General features: G+C 63.1%; 20 protein-coding genes. 9 read left to right on the top strand and 11 right to left on the bottom strand.

The window, feature by feature from the left end:
- Positions 1-109 precede the first annotated feature (109 nt).
- The 4 genes from ACDI39_RS26470 to ACDI39_RS26455 all read right to left on the bottom strand — a co-directional run bounded on the left by ACDI39_RS26470 (position 110) and on the right by ACDI39_RS26455 (position 3,184).
- Positions 110-427, bottom strand: a complete 318-nt coding sequence (locus ACDI39_RS26470; protein ID WP_000539741.1) for a DMT family transporter — start codon at positions 425-427, stop codon at positions 110-112.
- A 58-nt stretch (positions 428-485) separates the two neighbouring features.
- Positions 486-749: an EexN family lipoprotein gene (locus tag ACDI39_RS26465; protein ID WP_000717310.1), complete on the bottom strand. Its 264-nt coding sequence runs from the start codon at positions 747-749 to the stop codon at positions 486-488.
- Between the two features lie 32 nt (positions 750-781).
- Positions 782-1,687, bottom strand: a complete 906-nt coding sequence (locus ACDI39_RS26460; RefSeq protein WP_000405670.1) for a LysR family transcriptional regulator — start codon at positions 1,685-1,687, stop codon at positions 782-784.
- A gap of 93 nt (positions 1,688-1,780) precedes the next feature.
- Entirely contained in the window at positions 1,781-3,184 is a 1,404-nt protein-coding gene (locus tag ACDI39_RS26455) for an efflux transporter outer membrane subunit (protein WP_000078291.1), read from the bottom strand.
- 100 nt (positions 3,185-3,284) lie between these two features.
- Between ACDI39_RS26455 and ACDI39_RS26450 the strand changes: the two genes are divergently transcribed.
- The 9 genes from ACDI39_RS26450 (at position 3,285) to ACDI39_RS26410 (ending at position 12,967) form a co-directional block, all read left to right on the top strand.
- Positions 3,285-3,926 carry a TetR/AcrR family transcriptional regulator gene (locus ACDI39_RS26450; protein WP_024944154.1) on the top strand — a complete coding sequence of 214 codons (642 nt, stop codon included), beginning with the start codon at positions 3,285-3,287 and terminating at the stop codon, positions 3,924-3,926.
- A complete protein-coding gene (locus ACDI39_RS26445) occupies positions 3,923-5,089 on the top strand; it encodes an efflux RND transporter periplasmic adaptor subunit (protein WP_003092290.1) in 1,167 nt (388 codons plus the stop codon). Before ACDI39_RS26450 ends, ACDI39_RS26445 begins: the two co-directional genes overlap by 4 nt.
- A gap of 24 nt (positions 5,090-5,113) precedes the next feature.
- Entirely contained in the window at positions 5,114-8,218 is a 3,105-nt protein-coding gene (locus tag ACDI39_RS26440; RefSeq protein ID WP_003092293.1) for an efflux RND transporter permease subunit, read from the top strand.
- Positions 8,219-8,298: 80 nt separating this feature from the next.
- Complete coding sequence (locus ACDI39_RS26435) at positions 8,299-8,646, top strand: DMT family transporter (protein WP_038421338.1); 348 nt, start codon at positions 8,299-8,301, stop codon at positions 8,644-8,646.
- 15 nt (positions 8,647-8,661) lie between these two features.
- A complete protein-coding gene (locus ACDI39_RS26430) occupies positions 8,662-9,282 on the top strand; it encodes a DUF3313 family protein (RefSeq protein ID WP_000837791.1) in 621 nt (206 codons plus the stop codon).
- Positions 9,279-10,436, top strand: coding sequence for an MlaE family ABC transporter permease (locus ACDI39_RS26425; protein ID WP_000063629.1), 1,158 nt, complete (start codon positions 9,279-9,281; stop codon positions 10,434-10,436). The genes ACDI39_RS26430 and ACDI39_RS26425 overlap by 4 nt, the downstream gene beginning before the upstream one ends.
- A 5-nt stretch (positions 10,437-10,441) precedes the next feature.
- A complete protein-coding gene (locus ACDI39_RS26420) occupies positions 10,442-11,254 on the top strand; it encodes an ABC transporter ATP-binding protein (RefSeq protein ID WP_024944155.1) in 813 nt (270 codons plus the stop codon).
- A gap of 91 nt (positions 11,255-11,345) precedes the next feature.
- Positions 11,346-12,275 carry an MlaD family protein gene (locus ACDI39_RS26415; RefSeq protein WP_000433686.1) on the top strand — a complete coding sequence of 310 codons (930 nt, stop codon included), beginning with the start codon at positions 11,346-11,348 and terminating at the stop codon, positions 12,273-12,275.
- A 92-nt stretch (positions 12,276-12,367) separates the two neighbouring features.
- Positions 12,368-12,967, top strand: a complete 600-nt coding sequence (locus tag ACDI39_RS26410; RefSeq protein ID WP_003124411.1) for an ABC-type transport auxiliary lipoprotein family protein — start codon at positions 12,368-12,370, stop codon at positions 12,965-12,967.
- A 66-nt stretch (positions 12,968-13,033) separates the two neighbouring features.
- On the opposite strand, the gene ACDI39_RS26405 is transcribed toward ACDI39_RS26410, so the two are convergent.
- The 7 genes from ACDI39_RS26405 to ACDI39_RS26375 form a co-directional block, all read right to left on the bottom strand.
- Positions 13,034-15,037: a relaxase/mobilization nuclease domain-containing protein gene (locus ACDI39_RS26405; RefSeq protein WP_000132148.1), complete on the bottom strand. Its 2,004-nt coding sequence runs from the start codon at positions 15,035-15,037 to the stop codon at positions 13,034-13,036.
- 448 nt (positions 15,038-15,485) lie between these two features.
- On the bottom strand, positions 15,486-16,073 hold the full coding sequence (locus ACDI39_RS26400) for a S26 family signal peptidase (protein ID WP_003092304.1): 588 nt from the start codon (positions 16,071-16,073) through the stop codon (positions 15,486-15,488).
- Positions 16,070-16,627, bottom strand: coding sequence for a DUF2840 domain-containing protein (locus ACDI39_RS26395; RefSeq protein ID WP_023093372.1), 558 nt, complete (start codon positions 16,625-16,627; stop codon positions 16,070-16,072). The genes ACDI39_RS26400 and ACDI39_RS26395 overlap by 4 nt, the downstream gene beginning before the upstream one ends.
- The gene (locus tag ACDI39_RS26390; RefSeq protein ID WP_000147048.1) at positions 16,624-16,887 is read right to left on the bottom strand and encodes a hypothetical protein; all 264 of its coding nucleotides are present in this window, start codon (positions 16,885-16,887) and stop codon (positions 16,624-16,626) included. Before ACDI39_RS26390 ends, ACDI39_RS26395 begins: the two co-directional genes overlap by 4 nt.
- Complete coding sequence (parA, locus tag ACDI39_RS26385) at positions 16,884-17,522, bottom strand: ParA family partition ATPase (RefSeq protein ID WP_003092312.1); 639 nt, start codon at positions 17,520-17,522, stop codon at positions 16,884-16,886. Before parA ends, ACDI39_RS26390 begins: the two co-directional genes overlap by 4 nt.
- 241 nt (positions 17,523-17,763) lie before the next feature.
- Positions 17,764-18,609, bottom strand: a complete 846-nt coding sequence (locus ACDI39_RS26380) for a replication initiator protein A (RefSeq protein WP_022652188.1) — start codon at positions 18,607-18,609, stop codon at positions 17,764-17,766.
- Positions 18,610-18,635: 26 nt separating this feature from the next.
- The gene (locus ACDI39_RS26375) at positions 18,636-18,920 is read right to left on the bottom strand and encodes a helix-turn-helix transcriptional regulator (RefSeq protein ID WP_001247107.1); all 285 of its coding nucleotides are present in this window, start codon (positions 18,918-18,920) and stop codon (positions 18,636-18,638) included.
- Positions 18,921-18,931: the final 11 nt, after the last annotated feature.

Here is an 18,931-nt window from a genome sequence, read left to right as displayed (position 1 = left end):
GCTCGTCACATAGCGACTAGAGAGAGGAGGTGACCGTACGAGTTCCCAGCGCCCGATCCACTCTGGGAGCTGGGTCGCCTAGCGACTACGCTACCAATGGAGCTAGCGATCAACTCGATAACTTGAGCGTGATAACGCCCAGGATGATCAACGCCACGCCAAGGTATCGCATCAGGGAGGTTGGGTCGCCATAGAAATGAATTCCGACTAAGAAAGTTCCCGCCGCTCCGATACCCGTCCACACCGCATAAGCAGTCCCAATCGGTATCTGACGCTGAGCAAGCCATAGGAAGGCGCCGCTAATTGTCATGAAAGAGACGGCTACTGCGACCCCACTCCAACGCGATGTTGGCTCTTGCGCCATTTTCAGCCCGACCGGCCATCCGATTTCAAACAATCCAGCCAAAACAAGATAGATCCAACCCATTGCGATTCTCCTTCAAATTTTTCATATCCGGCATACATACTCCGGCATGACCACCAGCTTAGAACTTCGGCGGCTCTTTAGGCGTGGTGTGGGGCACATCGCCATCTTCGTAAAAGCGCTTTCGCGTAGCCTCGGCAACCCGGTTACATAGTTGGTCGCCCAGCATTGGTCGATCCAACTTGCATTGCTTGCGCAACTCTTTCAGACGCTCAGGATTGAGCGCTAATTCATCGACTGTCGGAAGGTTGGCTTTATCTGGTTTCCCAGATGGGCTGCAGGCTGCCAATGTCGAGGAAAGCAATATGAGAGCAATCTTCTTCATGGTTAATTTTCTTTGGGAGATTGTGTGATGGTTTACCGCCGACCTTTGGCATCTGGAGATTTGATCGAATGAACGCGTTCCATGAAGCGAGTCAGCATTTCTGACGGCTCGCTGGCCGGCCGTAGTAGATAGGTCGTGAGCATTGGCGAACGTCCAGTCAGCGGCCGTGCGACCACCCCCTGTTCCCTGCTGGCTGTGATATGCGCGCCTCCTGTGAGGCCTAGTGCAAGTCCCGCCGAAACCAGGACCATCATTAGATCGCTGGAAGTCACGCGTTCGGCAATCAGTGGCTCTATGTCCACGCGACGTAGCACCCGTTCAACTTGCCGAGCATGGCCCTCACACGCCACCGCGTCGCAGAGCACCAGCGGATACCGCAACAGCTCTTCTAGGGGAATCTGTTTGTGGGATAGCAAGGGGTGCCGTGCGGGCACAGCTACCATCAGAGGGTCACTCCACACCGGCACGGCGATGATGCCTTCGCCGACTTCATCCGATTGAGCGAAGCCGAGATCGTACAGTTCGCCACACAATCCCTTGATTTGCTGTGCCAAAGGCACCTCGAAGAAGCGAACTTCCACTTCCGGCTCTTCCTGCCGGCAGAGCGCCAACAACGCAGGCAGGCGCGATGGCGTGATTCCATCAGACAATGCAATACGGAGCTGGCAATGAAAGCCATTGGCTGCGGCGTTCACACTGTCGCGCGCCTGCTGCAAAGCTGCGAAGACACGCGGCACGCTCTCAAAGAAGAGCCTGCCCGCACGAGTCAAGCGGGTGCTCCGAGTGGTTCTCGCAAATAGCGCTACGCCCAACTCTTCCTCAAGTTCCTTGATGGCGCGCGACAGCGGCGATGTCTCTATGTGGAGGCGCTCTGCGGCTCGGGCAAAGTGCAGCTCCTCTGCCACCGCCAGAAAGTAGCGCAGGTGTCGAATTTCCATGTTCGCATTCCTCATCACTCAGGCCTCACCACCTTCGCCTTGCGTCACGCTATTTAGCTAGCCTTCGCAAGCTGCTCCAGCATGTTTCTGCGATCAAACAGGAGAGCCGGATAATGCTTTTGCCAGGACGCCCCATTGCATGGCTGTCTCGGCCCGCGTGCGGATCAGCGAAGCCTGCGCTGACAGCACCCCGGCCTCAGCCTCGGCCACCACCGTGGCGTCCACTTGTCCCGCCTCGAACAGACGTCGGCTGCGATCGAGCTGACGCTCCGCGACTGCGACACCCTCGGCCTGATGCTCCAGTGCTGCGTGCTGCGTATGCCAACCGAGATATGCGTTCTCTACGTCCTGCAAAGCACTCAACAAAGTGCGCTCGAACTCCGCACGGGCAGCTCGGCTGCGCGCCTCTCCGGTCTCGATGCCGGCACGGATCGCGCCACCATCGAAGATCGGCAACGACACCCCGGCCCCAAGTGAAAAAATGTTTCCAGTGATGCGGGTTCCCACACTCTCTACGCGCTGCCGTCCGCCGCTCAGGTCCAACACCAGCCTGGGGAAGCGTTCGCCTTCGGCTGCGTTCCAGCGCGCGGTTTCGGCGGCGAACTTCGCTTCGGCGGCGCGCACGTCGGGCCGCTCACTCAGCAGGTCCGCAGGTATGCGTGTCGGTGTCCAGTCCGGGACGGCGAGCGACGCAAGAGTTGGGGAAGCTGCAGGCGCTCCGGGCGTTTGTCCCACTAGTACATCGAGTGCATGCGTCGCCTCGCCGCGCGCACGCCGCAGTTGCTCTTGCTCCACGCGCAGTGCGACGACGCCGGCGCGGGTACGCTCGATGTCGAAGCCGGTAGCTTGTCCGGCCTCGAACTTCCGTTGCATCAGCAAGACGAGTCGTTCTGCGGATGCCAGCCGCGCCGCGGCTAGCGCTTCGAGCTCACTGGCTTGGCGCTGCTGCACAGCCGCCGACACTGTTTCAAACGCGACCTGCCACCGCGTGGCAACCCACGCTTGTTCGGCTGCCACCGCATCCAGGCGCGCACCTTCTGCTGCCTGCGAAAGCCGTCCCGACAGGTCTGCCTCCCACGATGCGGACAACGTGGCGCGGCCATCATTGCCGATTGCAACGTTCTCTGAATAGTCGCGTCCTCGAGTTGCCTGCGTGCCCGCGGACAACGAGGGGAGCAGGGAGGCCCGTGCTCGCCGCGTGGCGGCCGATGCCTCGTCCACGCGCGCTCGCGCAATCGTCAGTTCGGTATTGCGCTCCAGCGCCGCCCGGACCAAGGCATTGAGGTGCGGATCGCCGTAGGCCGTCCACCAATCGACGGGAAGAGTACGGCGGGACGATTTGTCCAAGATGCCTTCACCTCCCTCTTCATTTGAGAAATGGGCCGGTACATCCAGGCGAGGTGGATCGGCAGAGTGCGGGGCATGGCTGCAGGCCGCAAGAAGCAGTAGCGGAGAAATCATGGCAATGAGGCGATAGCGTTCAAGAATTTGAGACATGGCAGCTCCTTGCGCTCCGAAAAAGTCTTGACGGACTGTTGTATGGCTTCTACTATACCGTCTGGACTGTATATGACTCAAGCTTTTTTGGAGCACGACCATGCCGCCCCGCGCTAAAACAAAGTTGCCCCCCCCGTCCACTGCCCATAGCAGCGCCGATGCGCAGCCCGGCCTCCAGCAAGGAGCCCAGCGAACTCGCGACCGCATCCTGCAGGCCGCCCGCGAACTGGTGCTGGAGGAAGGTGCCAGTCGCTTGACACTGGACGCCGTCGTTGTGCGGGCCGGGTTGAGCAAAGGGGCGTTTCTCTATCACTTCAAGACCAAACGCGATTTGTTCGTGACACTGATCGACGAGATGATCCGGGCGTTCGACGCGGTACAAGCCAATCACGAGCGCAGGTTTGCCGGAGATCCGGACCCCTGGCTGTCGAGCCAGGTGGAAGCGATGCCCGACGACGAGATGCAGAAGATGGGCGCAGCGCTGCTCGCGGCAGCTGCGGAAGATCCAACACTTCTCGACCCACTGCGCGAGTGTTACCGCGTGCAGTACGAACGCGTGCGTCGATCCCCGCGTGGCACCGAGACCGCGGCACTCATCATGCTGGCATTGGATGGCGCCCTGTTCGCCGATCTTCTGGGTTTGCCAATACTCGCACCCGCAGAGCGGCGGCATTTCTTTCGGGCGCTCCAGGATCTCGCCTCGGGCCATCTCGAACTTGTCCCGGCAAAAGGACGCACATGAGTCGCGTCCGTAGCGGTGTCATGACCGCGTGCGCACCGCGCTCCTTGGCGGTTGCTTGCACACTATCCATTTCGACTCTGCTCTCAGGGTGCGGAAACTCGCAATCCACCGTATCCGAGCCTCCGCGCGCAGTGAAGCTCGCCGCCGCGCAGTCGGATCTCCCGCATAGCTCTCGCATCGAATTGACTGGCTCGGCGCGAGCAACCGAGCGCAGCATCCTAGGATTTGAAACAGGAGGACGGATCGCCAAGTTGAACGTCGACGTGGGTGAACGGTTCTCCCGCGGCCAAGTCCTGGCAGAACTTGATGCGCAACCTGACCGGCTTCGCGTGACACAAGCGCAAGCATCCCTGGCGGCCGCCGAAGCCGGCCTGATGGATCGACGTGTACAGACAGATCAACAGCGCCGGTTGCTCGAAAGCGAAGTCATCTCCCCTGCTGCGTTCGAGAGCGCGAAGGCGCAGCTAGCGGTCGCAGAGGGTCAAGCGCGCACTGCCAAGGCGGCGCTTGGCCTGGCCGAACGAGCACAACGTGGCACGATGATCGTCGCTCCTTTCGATGGTGTCGTGGCGGAAAAGCTGGCTTTGGCGTTCACCGACATTGCTGCTGGTGCGCCGGTATTTCAGGTCGACGGCGTGCGCAGTGGCACTGAGATCATCGCGAACGCGTCTACTACACAGGCACCTCACATAGATGTCGGCCAACGCGCAGAACTGAGCTGGAGCGGAGCCGAACAACCAATCCGAGCGGTGGTACGTCGTGTCGGTCTGCGCGCCGAAAATGGCTCGCTCCTACCCGTGGTGCTAGTGCCTGAAGATAACGCGCAAGCGCGCGCACTTCGGCCAGGTATTCCCGTACAGGTCGTGCTCGACGCACCTGCGGCAACCTCCAAGACCTCTCGGCCCGAGACTGTATCCATACCTTATGCCTCGCTGGTGCTCGGCACGAAGCCGGGCGAGGCTTCCGTCTTCGTCTACACCCCTGAAGATAAGAAGGTGCACCGTCGCGCGGTGCGCTTCACGCCGGTACAGGAAGGAGACAGCGCGCGCGTCCTCGCTGGACTCAAGCCCGGCGAGACGGTGGTTGCCGCCGGAGGAGGATGGCTCACCGATGGACAGCCAGTGACACCACTGGAAGCCACCACTCAATTGACCAAGCGCTAACGCGATCCACCAGGTTACTTCATCATGAAGATCACCGAGATGGCGCTGCGCGCCAGTCGACTTACCTACTTTGTAGCGCTCATCATTTTCGTCGCCGGCATCGCGACCTTCCTGAATTTTCCTTCTCAGGAGGAGCCGACTGTCACGGTCCGCGATGCGATGGTCACGGCGTTGAACCCGGGGCTGCCCGCCGAACGCGTTGAGCAACTCATTGCCCGGCCGATCGAGGAGCGCTTGCGCGAACTGGCAGAGGTCAAGCGCGTGACGAGCACCGTGCGCGCAGGCAGCGCCATGATCCAGGTCACGATCTGGGACCGCTACACCGACTTGGCACCGATCTGGCAGCGCGTCCGGGCCAAGGTCGCCGATTCGAAGGATGCCTTACCACAGAGCACGATGGGGCCTTTCGTCGACGAAGACTTCGGCCGCGTCGCGGTTGCCTCGATTGCGGTCACTGCACCAGGTTACTCCATGAGCGAGATGCGCGTCGCGCTCAAGCAGATGCGCGACCGCCTGTACACCGTGCCTGGTATTGAGCGCATCACTTTCTACGGCCTGCAGGAAGAGCGCGTCTATCTCGAATTCGATCGGCCTAGGCTCGCGCGATTGGAGCTGACACCACAGGGGGTGATCGACCAACTCGTCAAACAGAACGTCGTCGCTTCGGGTGGACAAATTGTTGTCGGCGGCATCAATGCAACCTTGGCGGTCAGTGGCGAAGTGCGTGACGCTCCCTCCCTGCGAGCAATGCCGATCGCGCTGCCACGACCGCAAAGTAGTACGGCGCCCGTGCCGACGATCGCATTGGGTGAACTGGCGCAGGTGAGTGTGCGGCCAGCCGATCCGCCGGAATCTGCTGCCATCTACAAAGGCCAGCCCGCTGTCGTCATGGCGGTTTCGATGGCCTCCGGTCAGAACGTGGAGCAGTTCGGAAAAGCGCTCAAAGCACGGGTTGCAGACCAGGAGAAGCTGCTGCCGGCGGGTTTCGATCTGTCATACGTCACTTTCCAGGCCGATGTCGTCAAGCACGAGATGGGCAAAATGAACCACGTCATGATGGAGACGATCATCGTCGTCCTCGGTGTCGTCGTGCTATTTCTCGGTTGGCGCACCGGGATCATCGTGGGCATGATCGTGCCGTTGACGATCCTCAGTGCACTCATCGTCATGCGCGCGATGAACATCGAGCTTCAGAACGTCTCGATGGGCGCCATCATCATTGCGCTCGGCTTGTTGGTGGACAACGGCATTGTGATTGCCGAAGACATCGAACGCCGCCTGGCCGGTGGCGAAGATCGTAAGCATGCCTGCCTCGAGGCGGGCCGCACGCTCGCCATTCCGCTGCTCACGTCCTCGCTCGTGATCGTGATCGTGTTCTCGCCGTTCTTTTTTGGCCAGAACGCCACGAGCGAGTATCTGCACAATCTCGTGGTCGTGCTGGCACTGACGTTGTTCGCTTCGTGGCTGCTGTGCCTGACTGTCACGCCCCTATTGTGCTACCACTTCGCCAAACCCCATCACAAGCAGGAGCAGGGCGACGCCTATGACACCCGCTTCTACCGTGGCTACCGGCGCGTACTGGAGTGGGTGCTCCACCATAAGGCGGTCTATGTAGCGTCGATGATCGCGGCGCTTGCCATTGCGCTGTATGGCTTCACCACCCTGCCGTACGATTTCATGCCCAAGTCCGACCGGCTTCAGTTCCAGATTCCGGTGCAGCTCGCCCCCGGTACCGACTCGCGCGAAACGCTCGCCCGCGTGAAGCAGATCAGTGGTTGGCTGGGCGACACGAACATCAATCCAGAAGTCTCCGATCACATCGGCTACGTCGCCGATGGTGGCCCGCGCTTCATCCTTAGCCTGAATCCACCACTGCCGGCATCGAACATCGCGTACTTCGTTGTCACATTGAAGCCGAAGAGCGACATCGACGCCGTCCTCGCCCGCACCCGCAGCTACTTTGCGCAAGCACATGGCGACGTGCGCGCCGAGCCCAAGCGTTTCTCGCTCGGTGCGACCGAGTCAGGGACTGCCATTTATCGCGTCAGCGGTCCGGATGAGGAGGTATTGTTGGGGGCCGCGTCCAAAATCGAAGCAGCGCTGCGCAAGCTGCCCGGCACCATCAACGTCAAGAACGATTGGGATACGCGCGTTGGCCGCATCGACGTACGGGTCGACCAGGACCGCGCGCGTCGGGCGGGCGTGACGACTGAAGACATCGCTGGCGGGCTGGATGTCCGCTACAGCGGCAGATCGATCTCGGTTATTCGCGACGGTGACACCTCCGTCCCGATCGTCCTGCGCAGTATCGTAAGCGAGCGTCGCAGCACGGCAGACGTAGGCGCGACGCTCATCTATCCCACCAACGGCGGTCCAGCGGTGACGCTGGCTCAGGTCGCAGACGTATCGCTCGCGAGCGAGCCCTCGGTCATCCAACGGCGCAATCTCATCCGCACGATCACCGTGCAAGGACAGAACACCTCTTACACCGCCCAGGAGATCATCAACCGCCTGGCGCCTAGCGTCGCTGCCCTGGACCTGCCCGCGGGCTACTCGGTTGAACTTGGCGGCGAGATCGAGGAAGCCGCCGAATCGAACGCCGCGCTGTCGACCTACATGCCCCTCGCATTTCTGGCGATGCTGATGCTGTTCGTATGGCAGTTCAATTCTTTCCGCAAGCTCGGTGTGATCCTCGCGACGATCCCTTTCACGCTTATCGGCGTGGTATTGGCTCTGAAGCTGACCGGCACACCTTTCAGCTTCATGGCGACCTTCGGCGTACTGGCCCTGTTCGGGATCATTGTCAACAACGCCGTGCTCTTGCTGGAACGCATCGACCAGGGGCTAGCGGAAGGCCTGCCACGCCATGAAGCCTTGGTTGGGGCCGCGATACAACGGCTTCGTCCAATCGTGATGACCAAGGTCACCTGCATTTCGGGACTGGTGCCACTCATGCTCTTCTCCGGACCATTATGGAAAGGGATGGCGATCGCGATGATCGGTGGGCTGGCACTCGGAACGCTGGTGACGTTGGGCTTGATTCCGCTGCTTTACGAAGTCCTGTTTGGAATCAAGCGAATTGGGCCGTGGAACCTGAGTGTCGCCACCGCGCATGGAGATCGCTCATGAGTCTCTTGCGAGCCGCCGCGTGCTGCGCATTCTCAGAATTCGTATGCACCCACGCTTCATGCGTATGTCTCGCTAGGCTTATGCGATTCAGCACCCATCCGCTGATCTGGAAATCCTGGTCGATTGTCATTGCCGCAGGGGTTCTAGGAGCGGGCTATCCACTGGGCCTGCGGGCCATCACGGCGGGCGGTCCGATGCGCTGGGTCGGCCTCTGTGTGGCAGTGACGTGCATGGCGGCCAGCGGCGCACTTTTGTGGTTCGCGCTCAAGCGGATTCCGATCAGCGCGGCCTCTGCAGCCTGGGCAGGAATCGGGCTACTTGGAAACTTGGGCGTCGGCGCCCTCCTACTAGGCGATGTCGCATCGGTAACGCGCTGGTCTGGCACCGCCCTCATCGCAGCAGGCATTGCCTGTCTTAGTTTCGTTTGATCAAGGAGACCCATTATGAAGAGCAAAACTGCATTGATCCGCGGCGGCATCTTTTTTTGCGTAGCAGGCGCGCTCTCTGGATGCGCGACCAACAGCATGACGCGCTCCGGATTTCTCGGCGACTACGAGAAGTTATCGCCGACACGATACGAGAACGTACTGATGTACCGCGCAGCGGGATTCGAGCCCAAGCGTTATGCCGCTGTCGTGGTGGAAGAAGCGCAGATCAAGACCGCCTCGGGTCGCATCGATGGGCTCGATGACGCGCAGCAGCGCGAAGTGCTAGACCATGTGACGAGCGAACTGAAACGCCAGGAAGGCAAAAGTCCCGCCCCCCCAGGTGGCGCGGGACAGGTTCGGGTGCGTGTAGCGGTCACCGAACTGCAGACACCGAATCGGGCAGTCAATGCAATGACGACCCTGCTGGTTGGACCCGTGACGACGGGTGGTGCCAGCCTAGAGTTCGAAGCAGTCGATTTAAGGACGGGACGCCGGGTTGCTGCCGCCAGTTGCTTCGAGCGCGGCAACGTCATTAAAGAGTTCGCCGGTTCGTACACATTGCTGGGTCATGCCAAAGCGGCGATCACGAACTGCATCGAGCGCATCGACAGCGCTTGGCGGGACACGCAGCCATGAGCAACGCTTCACAGGCTTGGCTCCGGCAGGATGCCATGGTCGGCGGTGATCACAAATGGCTGGCGGGTGGCGACTGGACGATAGAGCACTACGCCAGTCTGGCAAAATCCGTGTCCGCCGCCCGCATCAGTCATGCCGAGGGGTACGCCACTCCCTTACTCGACTGGACGCAAGTCCAGAGACTGGACACCGCCGGCGCGGCTCTGCTGGTGGAAATTCTCGGGCCAGACTCGATACTCGACCGGCCGGAGGCAGCTCCAAATCTGTCCTCGGATCGCCTCGCCCTAATGAGAGCGCTGGCCGCCGCTGCTACCGATCAGCAGAAGACGGAGAAAGCAGCGGTGAGCGGGAATCCTCTGCTCCGCGGTCTGGGACGCATAGGCCTGACCTTGGAACAGGGCTGTCGTGCGTGTCTTGGTCTGGCCGGGTTCGTGGGCCAGATCATCGAAACATGGAGCCGTACCGTTCGTCACCCGCGTCGCTGGCGCGCGACCTCGGTGATCGCTCAAATCCAGCGATCAGCGGTGGACGCCATTCCCATCGTGGCGCTACTGAGCTTCATGGTAGGAATGGTGGTGGCGTTCCTGGGAGCAACGGTGCTGGCCAACTTCGGTGCGAGCATCTTCTCGGTGCATCTGGTCGCCTTCTCGTTCATGCGCGAGTTCGGAGTGCTGCTCCCGGCCATATTGATTGCAGGCCGTACCGCAAGCGCGTACACCGCCCAAATCGGTTCGATGAAGGCAAATGAAGAGATCGATGCGCTTCGCTCCAACGCGCTCGACCCCATCGAGTTACTGGTGCTGCCACGCGTGCTGGCGCTTCTTGTGTCCTTGCCACTGCTCACCTTAGTAGGCATCTTGGCTGGCATTGCGGGCGGCGCCACCGTATGCGCACTGAGCTTGGAAATTCCTCCCGCACAGTTCCTTGCCATCGTGCAGGAAAAAATCGAGGTGCGCCATTTTCTTGTCGGAATGAGCAAGTCCCCGCTCTTCGCGGTGATGATCGCCGCTATCGGCTGCCATGAAGGGTTCAAGGTCGCCGGTAGCGCTGAGTCGGTAGGCGACCACACGACGTCTAGTGTCGTGCAATCAATCTTCATGGTGATCCTGATAGACGCCATCGCTGCACTGTTCTTCATGGAGATGGGCTGGTGAGCGCGGTGAAGCAAGACACCGACAACGGTGTGCGACACGCTATTGAAGTGCGCGGCCTGGACAACAGGTTTGGAACCCAGCAGGTCCATCAGGACCTAGACCTGGACGTGCGGCGCGGGGAAATCCTTGGCGTGGTGGGAGGGTCAGGCACCGGGAAATCCGTGCTCTTGCGTAGCGTCGTCGGGCTGCAGAAGCCGCATTCGGGCGTGGTCCGTATCGGGGGGCGCGACCTACTGCGAGCCCAATGGCTTGCGCGCGCGCGTATGGAGCGAAGGTTCGGCATTCTGTTCCAGAAGGGCGCGTTGTATTCATCGCTGACCGTCTTGGAGAACGTCGCTCTTCCTTTGATCGAGCATGTCGGTCTGGCGCGGCCTCTTGCCGAGCGTTTGGCAAGAAGCAAGCTGGGCTTGGTGGGGTTGCCTGCCGGAGCGGGAGACAAGTATCCGGCCTCGTTGTCCGGAGGCATGGTGAAACGAGCAGCACTGGCGAGAGCCTTGGCGCTTGATGCGAACATCCTGTTTCTTGACGAACCCACCGCAGGACTGGATCCAATCGGGGCTGCATCTTTCGACCAATTGATTCTGACCCTGCGCAATGCACTGGGCCTCACGGTGTTTCTGGTAACCCACGACCTCGATACGCTGTACACCATATGCGACCGTGTCGCGGTCCTGGCGAACCAGAAGGTACTCATCAACGACGGCATCGAGGCAGTCGAGCGCTTCAAGCACCCGTGGATACAGGAATACTTTCACGGCCCCCGTGGCCGTGCGGCCGCACAGGCCACTGGTGCTTCCAGCCAAGAGACGCAGCCATGAAACCCCTCCGCATCTGCATCATTCTTCCGTCGCGCACGCATTGGGCTGGGCGCACGCAATATTTAAACTCTGAGAACGAGGTGGTCTGATCATGGAACCACGTGCCCATCATGTATTCATTGGTCTGTTCGTCGTGCTGCTCGGTGCGATTGGTATTGGCTTCGCGCTTTGGCTCAGCGACACACGTTCCGACCACGATTACCAGTATTACCGGATTATGTTCGATGAGCCAGTGACCGGGCTTACGCCCGGCAGCCAGGTTCAGTACAGCGGAATCACGATTGGCGAAGTCGTTGCACTTTCTCTTTCACCGCGAGACCCAAGGCGGGCGATAGCGCGCGTACGCATCAATGCCACCATCCCGGTCCGGCAGGATACCCGCGCTGAATTGGTCATCACGGGAATTACCGGCAACGCGGTGATCGAGTTGAGCGACGGTGGGCCAAACGTGCCATTGCTGGATCGGAGAGAGGACGAGGAACCGTTGATCCTCGCACCACGTTCGGCGATGGCATCCCTGGTCTCCGGTGAGGGGAACAGCATGACGACACTCAACGGCATCTTGCTGCGCACGCAGGAGTTACTGTCGAAGGAGAATTTGGCTCTTGTGCACCGCAGTCTGGTGAATCTTGAACAGACCACGGGCGCGGTCGCTGACCAGAGGGCCGAGATCGCGACGTTAATCAGCAATCTGACCGAAGCAAGCAGAGAATCGACAGCTGCCGTGCGCCAAGCAAATAGCACTCTTCGCGATGCCAACCTGCTACTAAATAACGATGGTAAGCAAATCATGGTGAACACGCGTGATGCAACGGCATCCCTCGAACGCGCCGCTTTCAGGGTTGAGACGCTACTGCAAAACAATCAGGAATCGCTGAACCAGGGCTTGGCCGCCACAGGTCCTGCCATGCACGAACTCCAGCAGGCGCTGGCCAATCTAAACACCGTGCTGCGCCGACTGGATCGCAATCCGGCGCAATACCTGCTCGGTGGAGAGAACATTGAGGAAACCAAGCCGTGAACACTTCCGCCAGGATGATTCCCGTCGCTGCCGTGACTATGACGCTAGTACTCGGCTTGTCCGCGTGCAGTGTGCTTCCCAAAGCAGCTCCAATGGTCACCTACAAATTGCCCGACTATCACATCGCCCAGGCGGAGAGTACGCCGCGCGCCGTTCCGGGACCCGGGGCGCTGCGCGTCTACGCCCCTGAGAGTAGTCGCGTCCTGGATTCGGAGCGGCTGTTCATTGCGCAGCCCGATGGTCGCTTGTCGGCTTGGCAAGGAGTGCGTTGGGCCGACCCCGCACCGGTGCTGCTGCGTGACCGAATCGTCGAAGCCTTCATGCGCGATGGGCGGTCGACTTCCGTGATTACCGATAGCACCCCAATGAGCGCCGATATGGAGTTGCGCAGTACGCTGCGGGCGTTCCAGCTCGAATACCGCGGCACTGAAGCGATCGCCGCGGTTCGGCTCGATGTGCAACTGGTCGATCCGGCCAAACGGACTGCTATTGCCAGTAGACGCTTCGAAGCAATCCAAGCCACAGGCAGCAAGCGAGAGGCCGATGTGGTGAGCGCGTTCGGTGTCGCCACGGATATATTGGCCGGGCAGATCGTTGAATGGGCAGTTCAGGTCGGGGCAGCGCGTTTGCGAGTTGCACCGGAATTGGCAAGCAACCATGCACCCACAGCGTCGTCGATAAGCACAGACTAGTCGTCTTAACGGAGCACAGAAGCTAGGGCCAAAACGCTGCTCGACACCTTAACTCGGTACGACAGCCTACGGCCCCGATCCAATCCCAGGACCTCTTTGCCGTCCAACCTCCCATGACACACCGCCGCCGCGTACAGTCGCGGCGATCTGCTGCCCCAGTCGTGGCTCGATTATCGGCCGCCAAGGCACCAGACTGAATCCCATGCCGTCATCGAGCAGCGCATAGCGACCGCTGGCGAGCATGACCGAGCGCCGGTAGATGCCGGCTACGCGCTGCCCGTCTGTGACGTGCCGATGCTCCAATCCGCTATCGGCGGCAATGTGCTGGGCGGCCTGCGCCAGCTCCCGATTGCGCAGCGTTTCCAGCAGATTCCGGGAGAGAATCAGCCGCTGCCCGCGCCGCTGGGCCAGCCCCTGTTCTTCGAGGAAGTCGGCGCGCTGCTGCAAGGCTTGCCTAGCATCGCCGCCAAAGCCCAGGTCGCCCAGTCCCTTGCCGCCGCCGATCAACTGCTGATCCAGCCAGGTCGCGCCGATGACGCGGGCCTGCCGTTCAATCGGCAGATGCGATTTCAGTTCGACCGCCACGCCGCCCAGCCGCTGCGCGTCGTACTGGCGGCCACGCTCGGCCAAGTCGTCCGGCACCTTCCATAACCCCTCGGCCACGCGCTCCACGATGCCGGCCCGCCGTAGGGCTTCCAGCCGGCGGATATGGGCCGCCACAGCCTCTTGCGGGTCGCGGCCGGGCTTGGCTCGGCCTTGCTCGATCGCCAGGTGGTGATCGGTGCGGTACAGGCCATTGCTCGCCAGCGTGGCGATGTTCTTGTCGGCCGCCCGCACCTCGGCGGAACCGCGTACCTCCACCACCGCGCCGATGGGATAGTTCGCCAGCTCGTCGCGGGCGTCCAACGCGACGTAGTGGGCTTTGCCGTCCAACCCGTCGATGACCAGATAGCCGCGGTCGTGCAGCTCGTCGGCCAGACCCTTAGCAGCCACGCGACCGACGATAGTGCGGCCGTCGTCGCCCGGCTCGAACACCGCCAGCTCGCGAGGCTTGCCGCTCATGGCCCGCTGCATCGTTCGGATGATGTCGCCACGCTCGCCCAGGGCACGCAAGGTCTTCTCCGCGTCCGCATGGACGGCCCAGGTGCCGGGCTGCACCTCGTCGGCCAGGCCCAGGCGCTGCAAGTGTTGCAGGCGGCCGATCAGCAGCAGGCGCTGGCGTTGCAGCCGGGGTTCGTTGAAGCGTTCGATCTGCACCCGGCCATCCTCGCCGGCCTCGCGCTGCAACGTGCGGTCGAGGCTCGTCCACCGCTCTTGCTCCACCTCGCGCTGCAAGGTCTGCTGGATCTCCAGTTCGGTGCGCGGCCCCAGCCATTCCGTCGCCAGCTCGGCGGCGCGATGGCGGAAGCCGTGGGCGATGTAGTCGCCCGCGATGATGAGGTCTTTGCCGGTATCGTCGCGTCCGCGCACGATCAGGTGCGTGTGCGGGTTGTCGGTGTTCCAGTGATCGACCGCCACCCAATCCAGCCGCGTCCCCAGGTCGGCCTCCATCCGGTTCATCAGGTGCCGGGTGTAGGTGCGCAGGTCGTCCAGCTCCGCACTGTCTTCAGGTGAGACGATGAAGCGGAAATGATGTCGGTCGTCCTGGCAGCGTTCCTTGAAGGCATCGAGGTCGGCTTCGTCGGTCTGCGGCCCGTAGGCACGGCCCGGCTCGCCGTTCCGGCCGGCACCGTCGCGCTCGATGTAGCGCAGGTGCTTGGCGAGCGACTGCGGACTGGCGTTGCGCTGGTTGACCAGCAGCGTCTTGATGGTCACGCGCCGTGACATAGGGGTCAGCTTTGCGCCTGCGAAGCGCGCCGCCGTATGGCCGCGTCCAAGCCGTGAGCCGGGCCGCTGGCCGGCGTGCTGGCCGCTCCCGCCAGCGGTAGGACGGCGCACCGCCGACTTGCCGCCGCTGGCCTTGCCAGCCTGCTTGAGCACCTTGGAAACGAAGCTCTGGCCCTGGCCTTTGCCTCGGTTCTTCGGCGCGCCAGGGCGCACCCAGAAATCATGGTCGCCGCGGTCGGTCATGGCTGTGCTCCCTGCAAGCTCCGGCGTGTCCGAGCGTGCGAAGCACGCGGACATGCCTGCATCGGCGCGTGCCTCGCGCCCCACGCGGCACGGCGGCGAAGCCGCGCCGTGCCGCGCCACCCCCACGTGCAGACTGGCTTTGCGGGCGGCAGAGTGCCGAACCCTTTTGTCTTGCCTTCCGCCTTTGCCCCTCGCTCCCGCTCCGGGCATCGGCGGCCCGGCGGCGCTGCTGCACGAGCAGCCAGCCCGCCGGCGAACACGCCAATGGCCGCAGGCCAGGCGCGTTCGAGGCAAGACGCCTGCACGTTGGGCGGCTGCGCCGAAGGCAGCGCGAAGTGCGGTGCGAATGCACCCGCACTGCACGCGCGACGACACGGCGACGAACAGTAGAACGACATGCCCGATGGCACGATGAGAGGCGCGGCAAAGTGCAGCGAATCGGCGGCCATCATGGACGTGTCTCCAGCCAGATCGGATGCGCAACGCCGATCACGGCGAACGCGCTGACCGGCCCGAAATAGCGGCTGTCGAACGACGCCGGGTTGGTCGCGCTCAACAGGAACAGTTCGCCCGGTTGGAGACGGCGGCAAAGCTGCAAGGATGGCAGCGGCCGGCCCAGCCGGTCGGCAGGCAGGGCGGCGGCCACCGGCACGCCGTCGATGCGAACCTGGCCGGCGACGATGCAAACGTGTTGTGGCGCGACTGCGCCCACACGTTTGAGCAGCGGAACGCGGGTCGGCAGGTAGCCGCGCTGCGCAGCCAGCATGGCGGCCCTGTCGGGCAGCGGCATCAGCACGATGCTGTCCACGGACAGCGGACGTGGCCGCGAGGCGGTGCGCGGGTCGAACGGTTCGATGCGATACCAACCGACCGCCACGCTGTCGGACGGGTTGTAGGCCATTCGCGGCAGGGGCTGCACGAACGCCGCCCAGGCCAGCGCAGCGAGGCCGACGGTGGCGAAGCCTGCCAGCACGAGGCGAGCGCGCAGGCGCGAGCGAGGATGCGGCACGGGGCCGGTCGTGGAAATCGTGGTCATGGCAATGCCCTCCCGGCCAGCCAGGCGGCGTGCCGTTCTGCGGTGTATGTGGGTAGCGCCGAGCGCGCTGCGAGCCGGTTCGCGAGCGTGCGCCAGTACGCGGGCGATGTGTCTGCGGCTGCGATGCCCAGCGCCTCGATGCCGTCGATGCGTTCCAGCACGGCGCGCACGTTGGCATCGCCTTCGGCGTGCAGCAGCAGACGCGCGCCCGGCTGCACGCCGGGGATGCGCTGCACGGCGTCCAGCGGCGTGGCGGTCTGCATCACCATGAGCTGCCAGCGGATCGTGCCGTAGTCGTTGGCCTGCCAACGGATGCGGCACAGAACCGCGTTCGGCAGGAACACGGCGCAGCGCCGCCAGCGGTCGAGCTGGAGCGTGCGCGCCGGTTCGCCGAAGCGCAGGTAGAGCTTGAAGCGCGGTTCGATGTAGGCCAGCGCCACGCGCGTCAGCGGCACGTTGCCGGCCTGGCCGGCGAGTGTCGAAGGCGCCGGCGGCGGCGCAGCCGTGGGCGCACTTGCTTTGGGGGTGTGGGCGGTCGAAGCGGATGCGTTCACGGCGTGCCCTCCGGGGGAAACTCCCGCTCCAGCAGGTCGCGCAGCAGTTCGGCTACGGTCACGCCTCGCGTGAAGGCCGACACCTTGATGCGCGCCCGCATGGCGGGCGTGATGTCGAGCGTCAGTCGAGCGGTGTAGAGGTCGCCTTTCTGCACGGCATCTGCGTCGCCCTGGCGAATCCACGCTTCGGCGTGCGGATTCGCTGGGGGACGCGCACCGATGCCGACGCGCTTGCTGCGTGGTGGTGGCTTCCCAGTCATGTCGGCCACCGCAGCAGTTCGTCGGTGAGCGCGGCGATCTCGCGGGCAGCGGCGCTGTCGGGCGCGGTTTCGCGGGCGAGCCGGCCAGCGGCTACGCTGTCGGCAAAGACGATGCGCTGGTGGATCTCCGAGCGCAGCGCGGGCAGCGGCTGTTCGGCCAGCGATTGCCGTGCCTCCCTGCCGATGATGGTGGTGCTGACGCGCCGGTTGATGACGAAGGCCGCGCGCAGCGCTGGCCGGAACACCTGTGCTTCGCGGATCAGTGCGACCATCTCGGCAGAAGCCCATACGTCGTAGGGGCTGGGCTGCACGGGGATCAGCACGCGCTCGGCCGCCAGCAGCGCGGAACGCGCGAGGGCGGCGATGCGCGGCGGGCCGTCGATGATGATGTGATCGGCCCGCCTGGCGAGTTCTGGCGCTTCCTGATGCAGCGTTTCGCGGGCAAGGCCCACGGCGCTGAACAGACGGGGCAGGCCCTGCTGGCTACGCCGCTGCGTCCAGTCGAGCGATGACCCCTGCGGGTCGGCATCCAGCAGGATGACATGCAGGCCGCGCATCGCCAGTTCGCCGGCGATGTGCGTGGCGAGCGTGGTCTTGCCGACGCCGCCTTTCTGGTTGAGAAACGCGAAGATCATGGCGCGGCCCTCCGAGCTGGAAAGCCGGCCTGGCCGTGCCGTTTCGTGGTTGTCCACCGAAACGGCGCGCTTCTACTAAAAGTTATGTATTTCTTGTTAGGTAAGTTAGAGGGAACGCAAACCCGCGCCGTTGTTGGCTTTCCGGCGTTTTCGTACTCCTGATAGCACGAGGGTCGTACTCCTGATAGCACGATACCCGGTACTCCTGATAGCACGAGGCCGTCCACAGGTTCTCCCGCAGTTATCCCCGTGCCGCGTGCGGCACGGGCCGGAAGGTCAGCAGCTCGGTGTTGTCGTCCGGCATCCGCTCGATGCCGAGGACGTAGCCGGGCAACGACTGCCGCGCCACCAGGGCGCGCACGTCGTAGGCGAAGTCCGAGAAGCGGGCCGCGCTGCCGGATTTGCGGTACAGGTGTCGGAAGTCGAATTGCCAGCCGTGCTCCTGCCGCCCGCCATGCTTGCGCACCAGGCGGTACAGCCAGCGTTCGATACCGCCCTTCAAGCGGAAATAGGCCGGGTCGATGGTCAGCACCAGGGCGGCGTCGAGCACGCCGGCATAGAACCAGTCCGGCAAGATCAGCTCGATGCCCAGCGGGGTGCCGCTGGCGTCGGCGAGTTCCTTCCACTCGTTGATCCACGAGAAGCGATGCAAGCGCCTTCCCGTGGTTTCGCGGATGGACGTGGCCACCGTGGTCGATTGCAGCCGGTCGAGGGCGGCCTTCAGGCGCTGGTAGTCGTTGAGGGACGTGCCGCGCCCGATGAAGCGCAAAATCTCGTAAGGCGTGGCGCGTATCCAGCGCGACGGGCGCAGGCCCGCGTCGCGCGCCTCCACGATCTGCGAGGCGGCCCATATCAGCACGTCGGCATCCCATATCGTTGCGATGCCGTGCTCCTGCGTGCCTTCCACGCGAATGGTGACGTTCCCGCTGCGGAAGTCGATCGGCGCCGTGCGCCGCGACTTGGCAAGCGAGAAGAACGGAAAGGCCATCAAGTCCTGGGAATCGCGTGGCGCCATGTCGCCCGGCAGCGCGCGGAACAGATCGAGCTGTTCGCGCTGCGGCAAGGCTTGCCCTGGCGGGCTGGACATGGCGAAGGCCACCCACGCGCCGACGATCAGCGGCCATCACGGTAGTCGCCCGCGTGGCGCTCGGCGTATTCGGGATCGGACGTGGCCTCGTAGCTGCGCTGGTCGGCCCAGGCATCGAGGTCGGACACCGCGTACATGACGCGGCGGCCGAACTTGCGGAACTTGGGGCCGCCGCCGATCACCCGCTGCTTCTCCAGCGTGCGCGGCGACAGCCGCAGGTAGTCGGCGGCTTCGTCGTTTGTCAGGTAGCGTTGAGGCTGCGAGGTCGCAGTGACGGCAGCGGCGGCAGGCCGCGAGGGAGCAGGTCGCATGGGATGTACCT

The sequence above is a fragment of the Pseudomonas sp. Tun-23181 genome (genome assembly GCF_057415455.1).
Note: the sequence above shows the minus strand (reverse complement) of the source record. Positions and strands in the feature narration are given on the sequence as shown.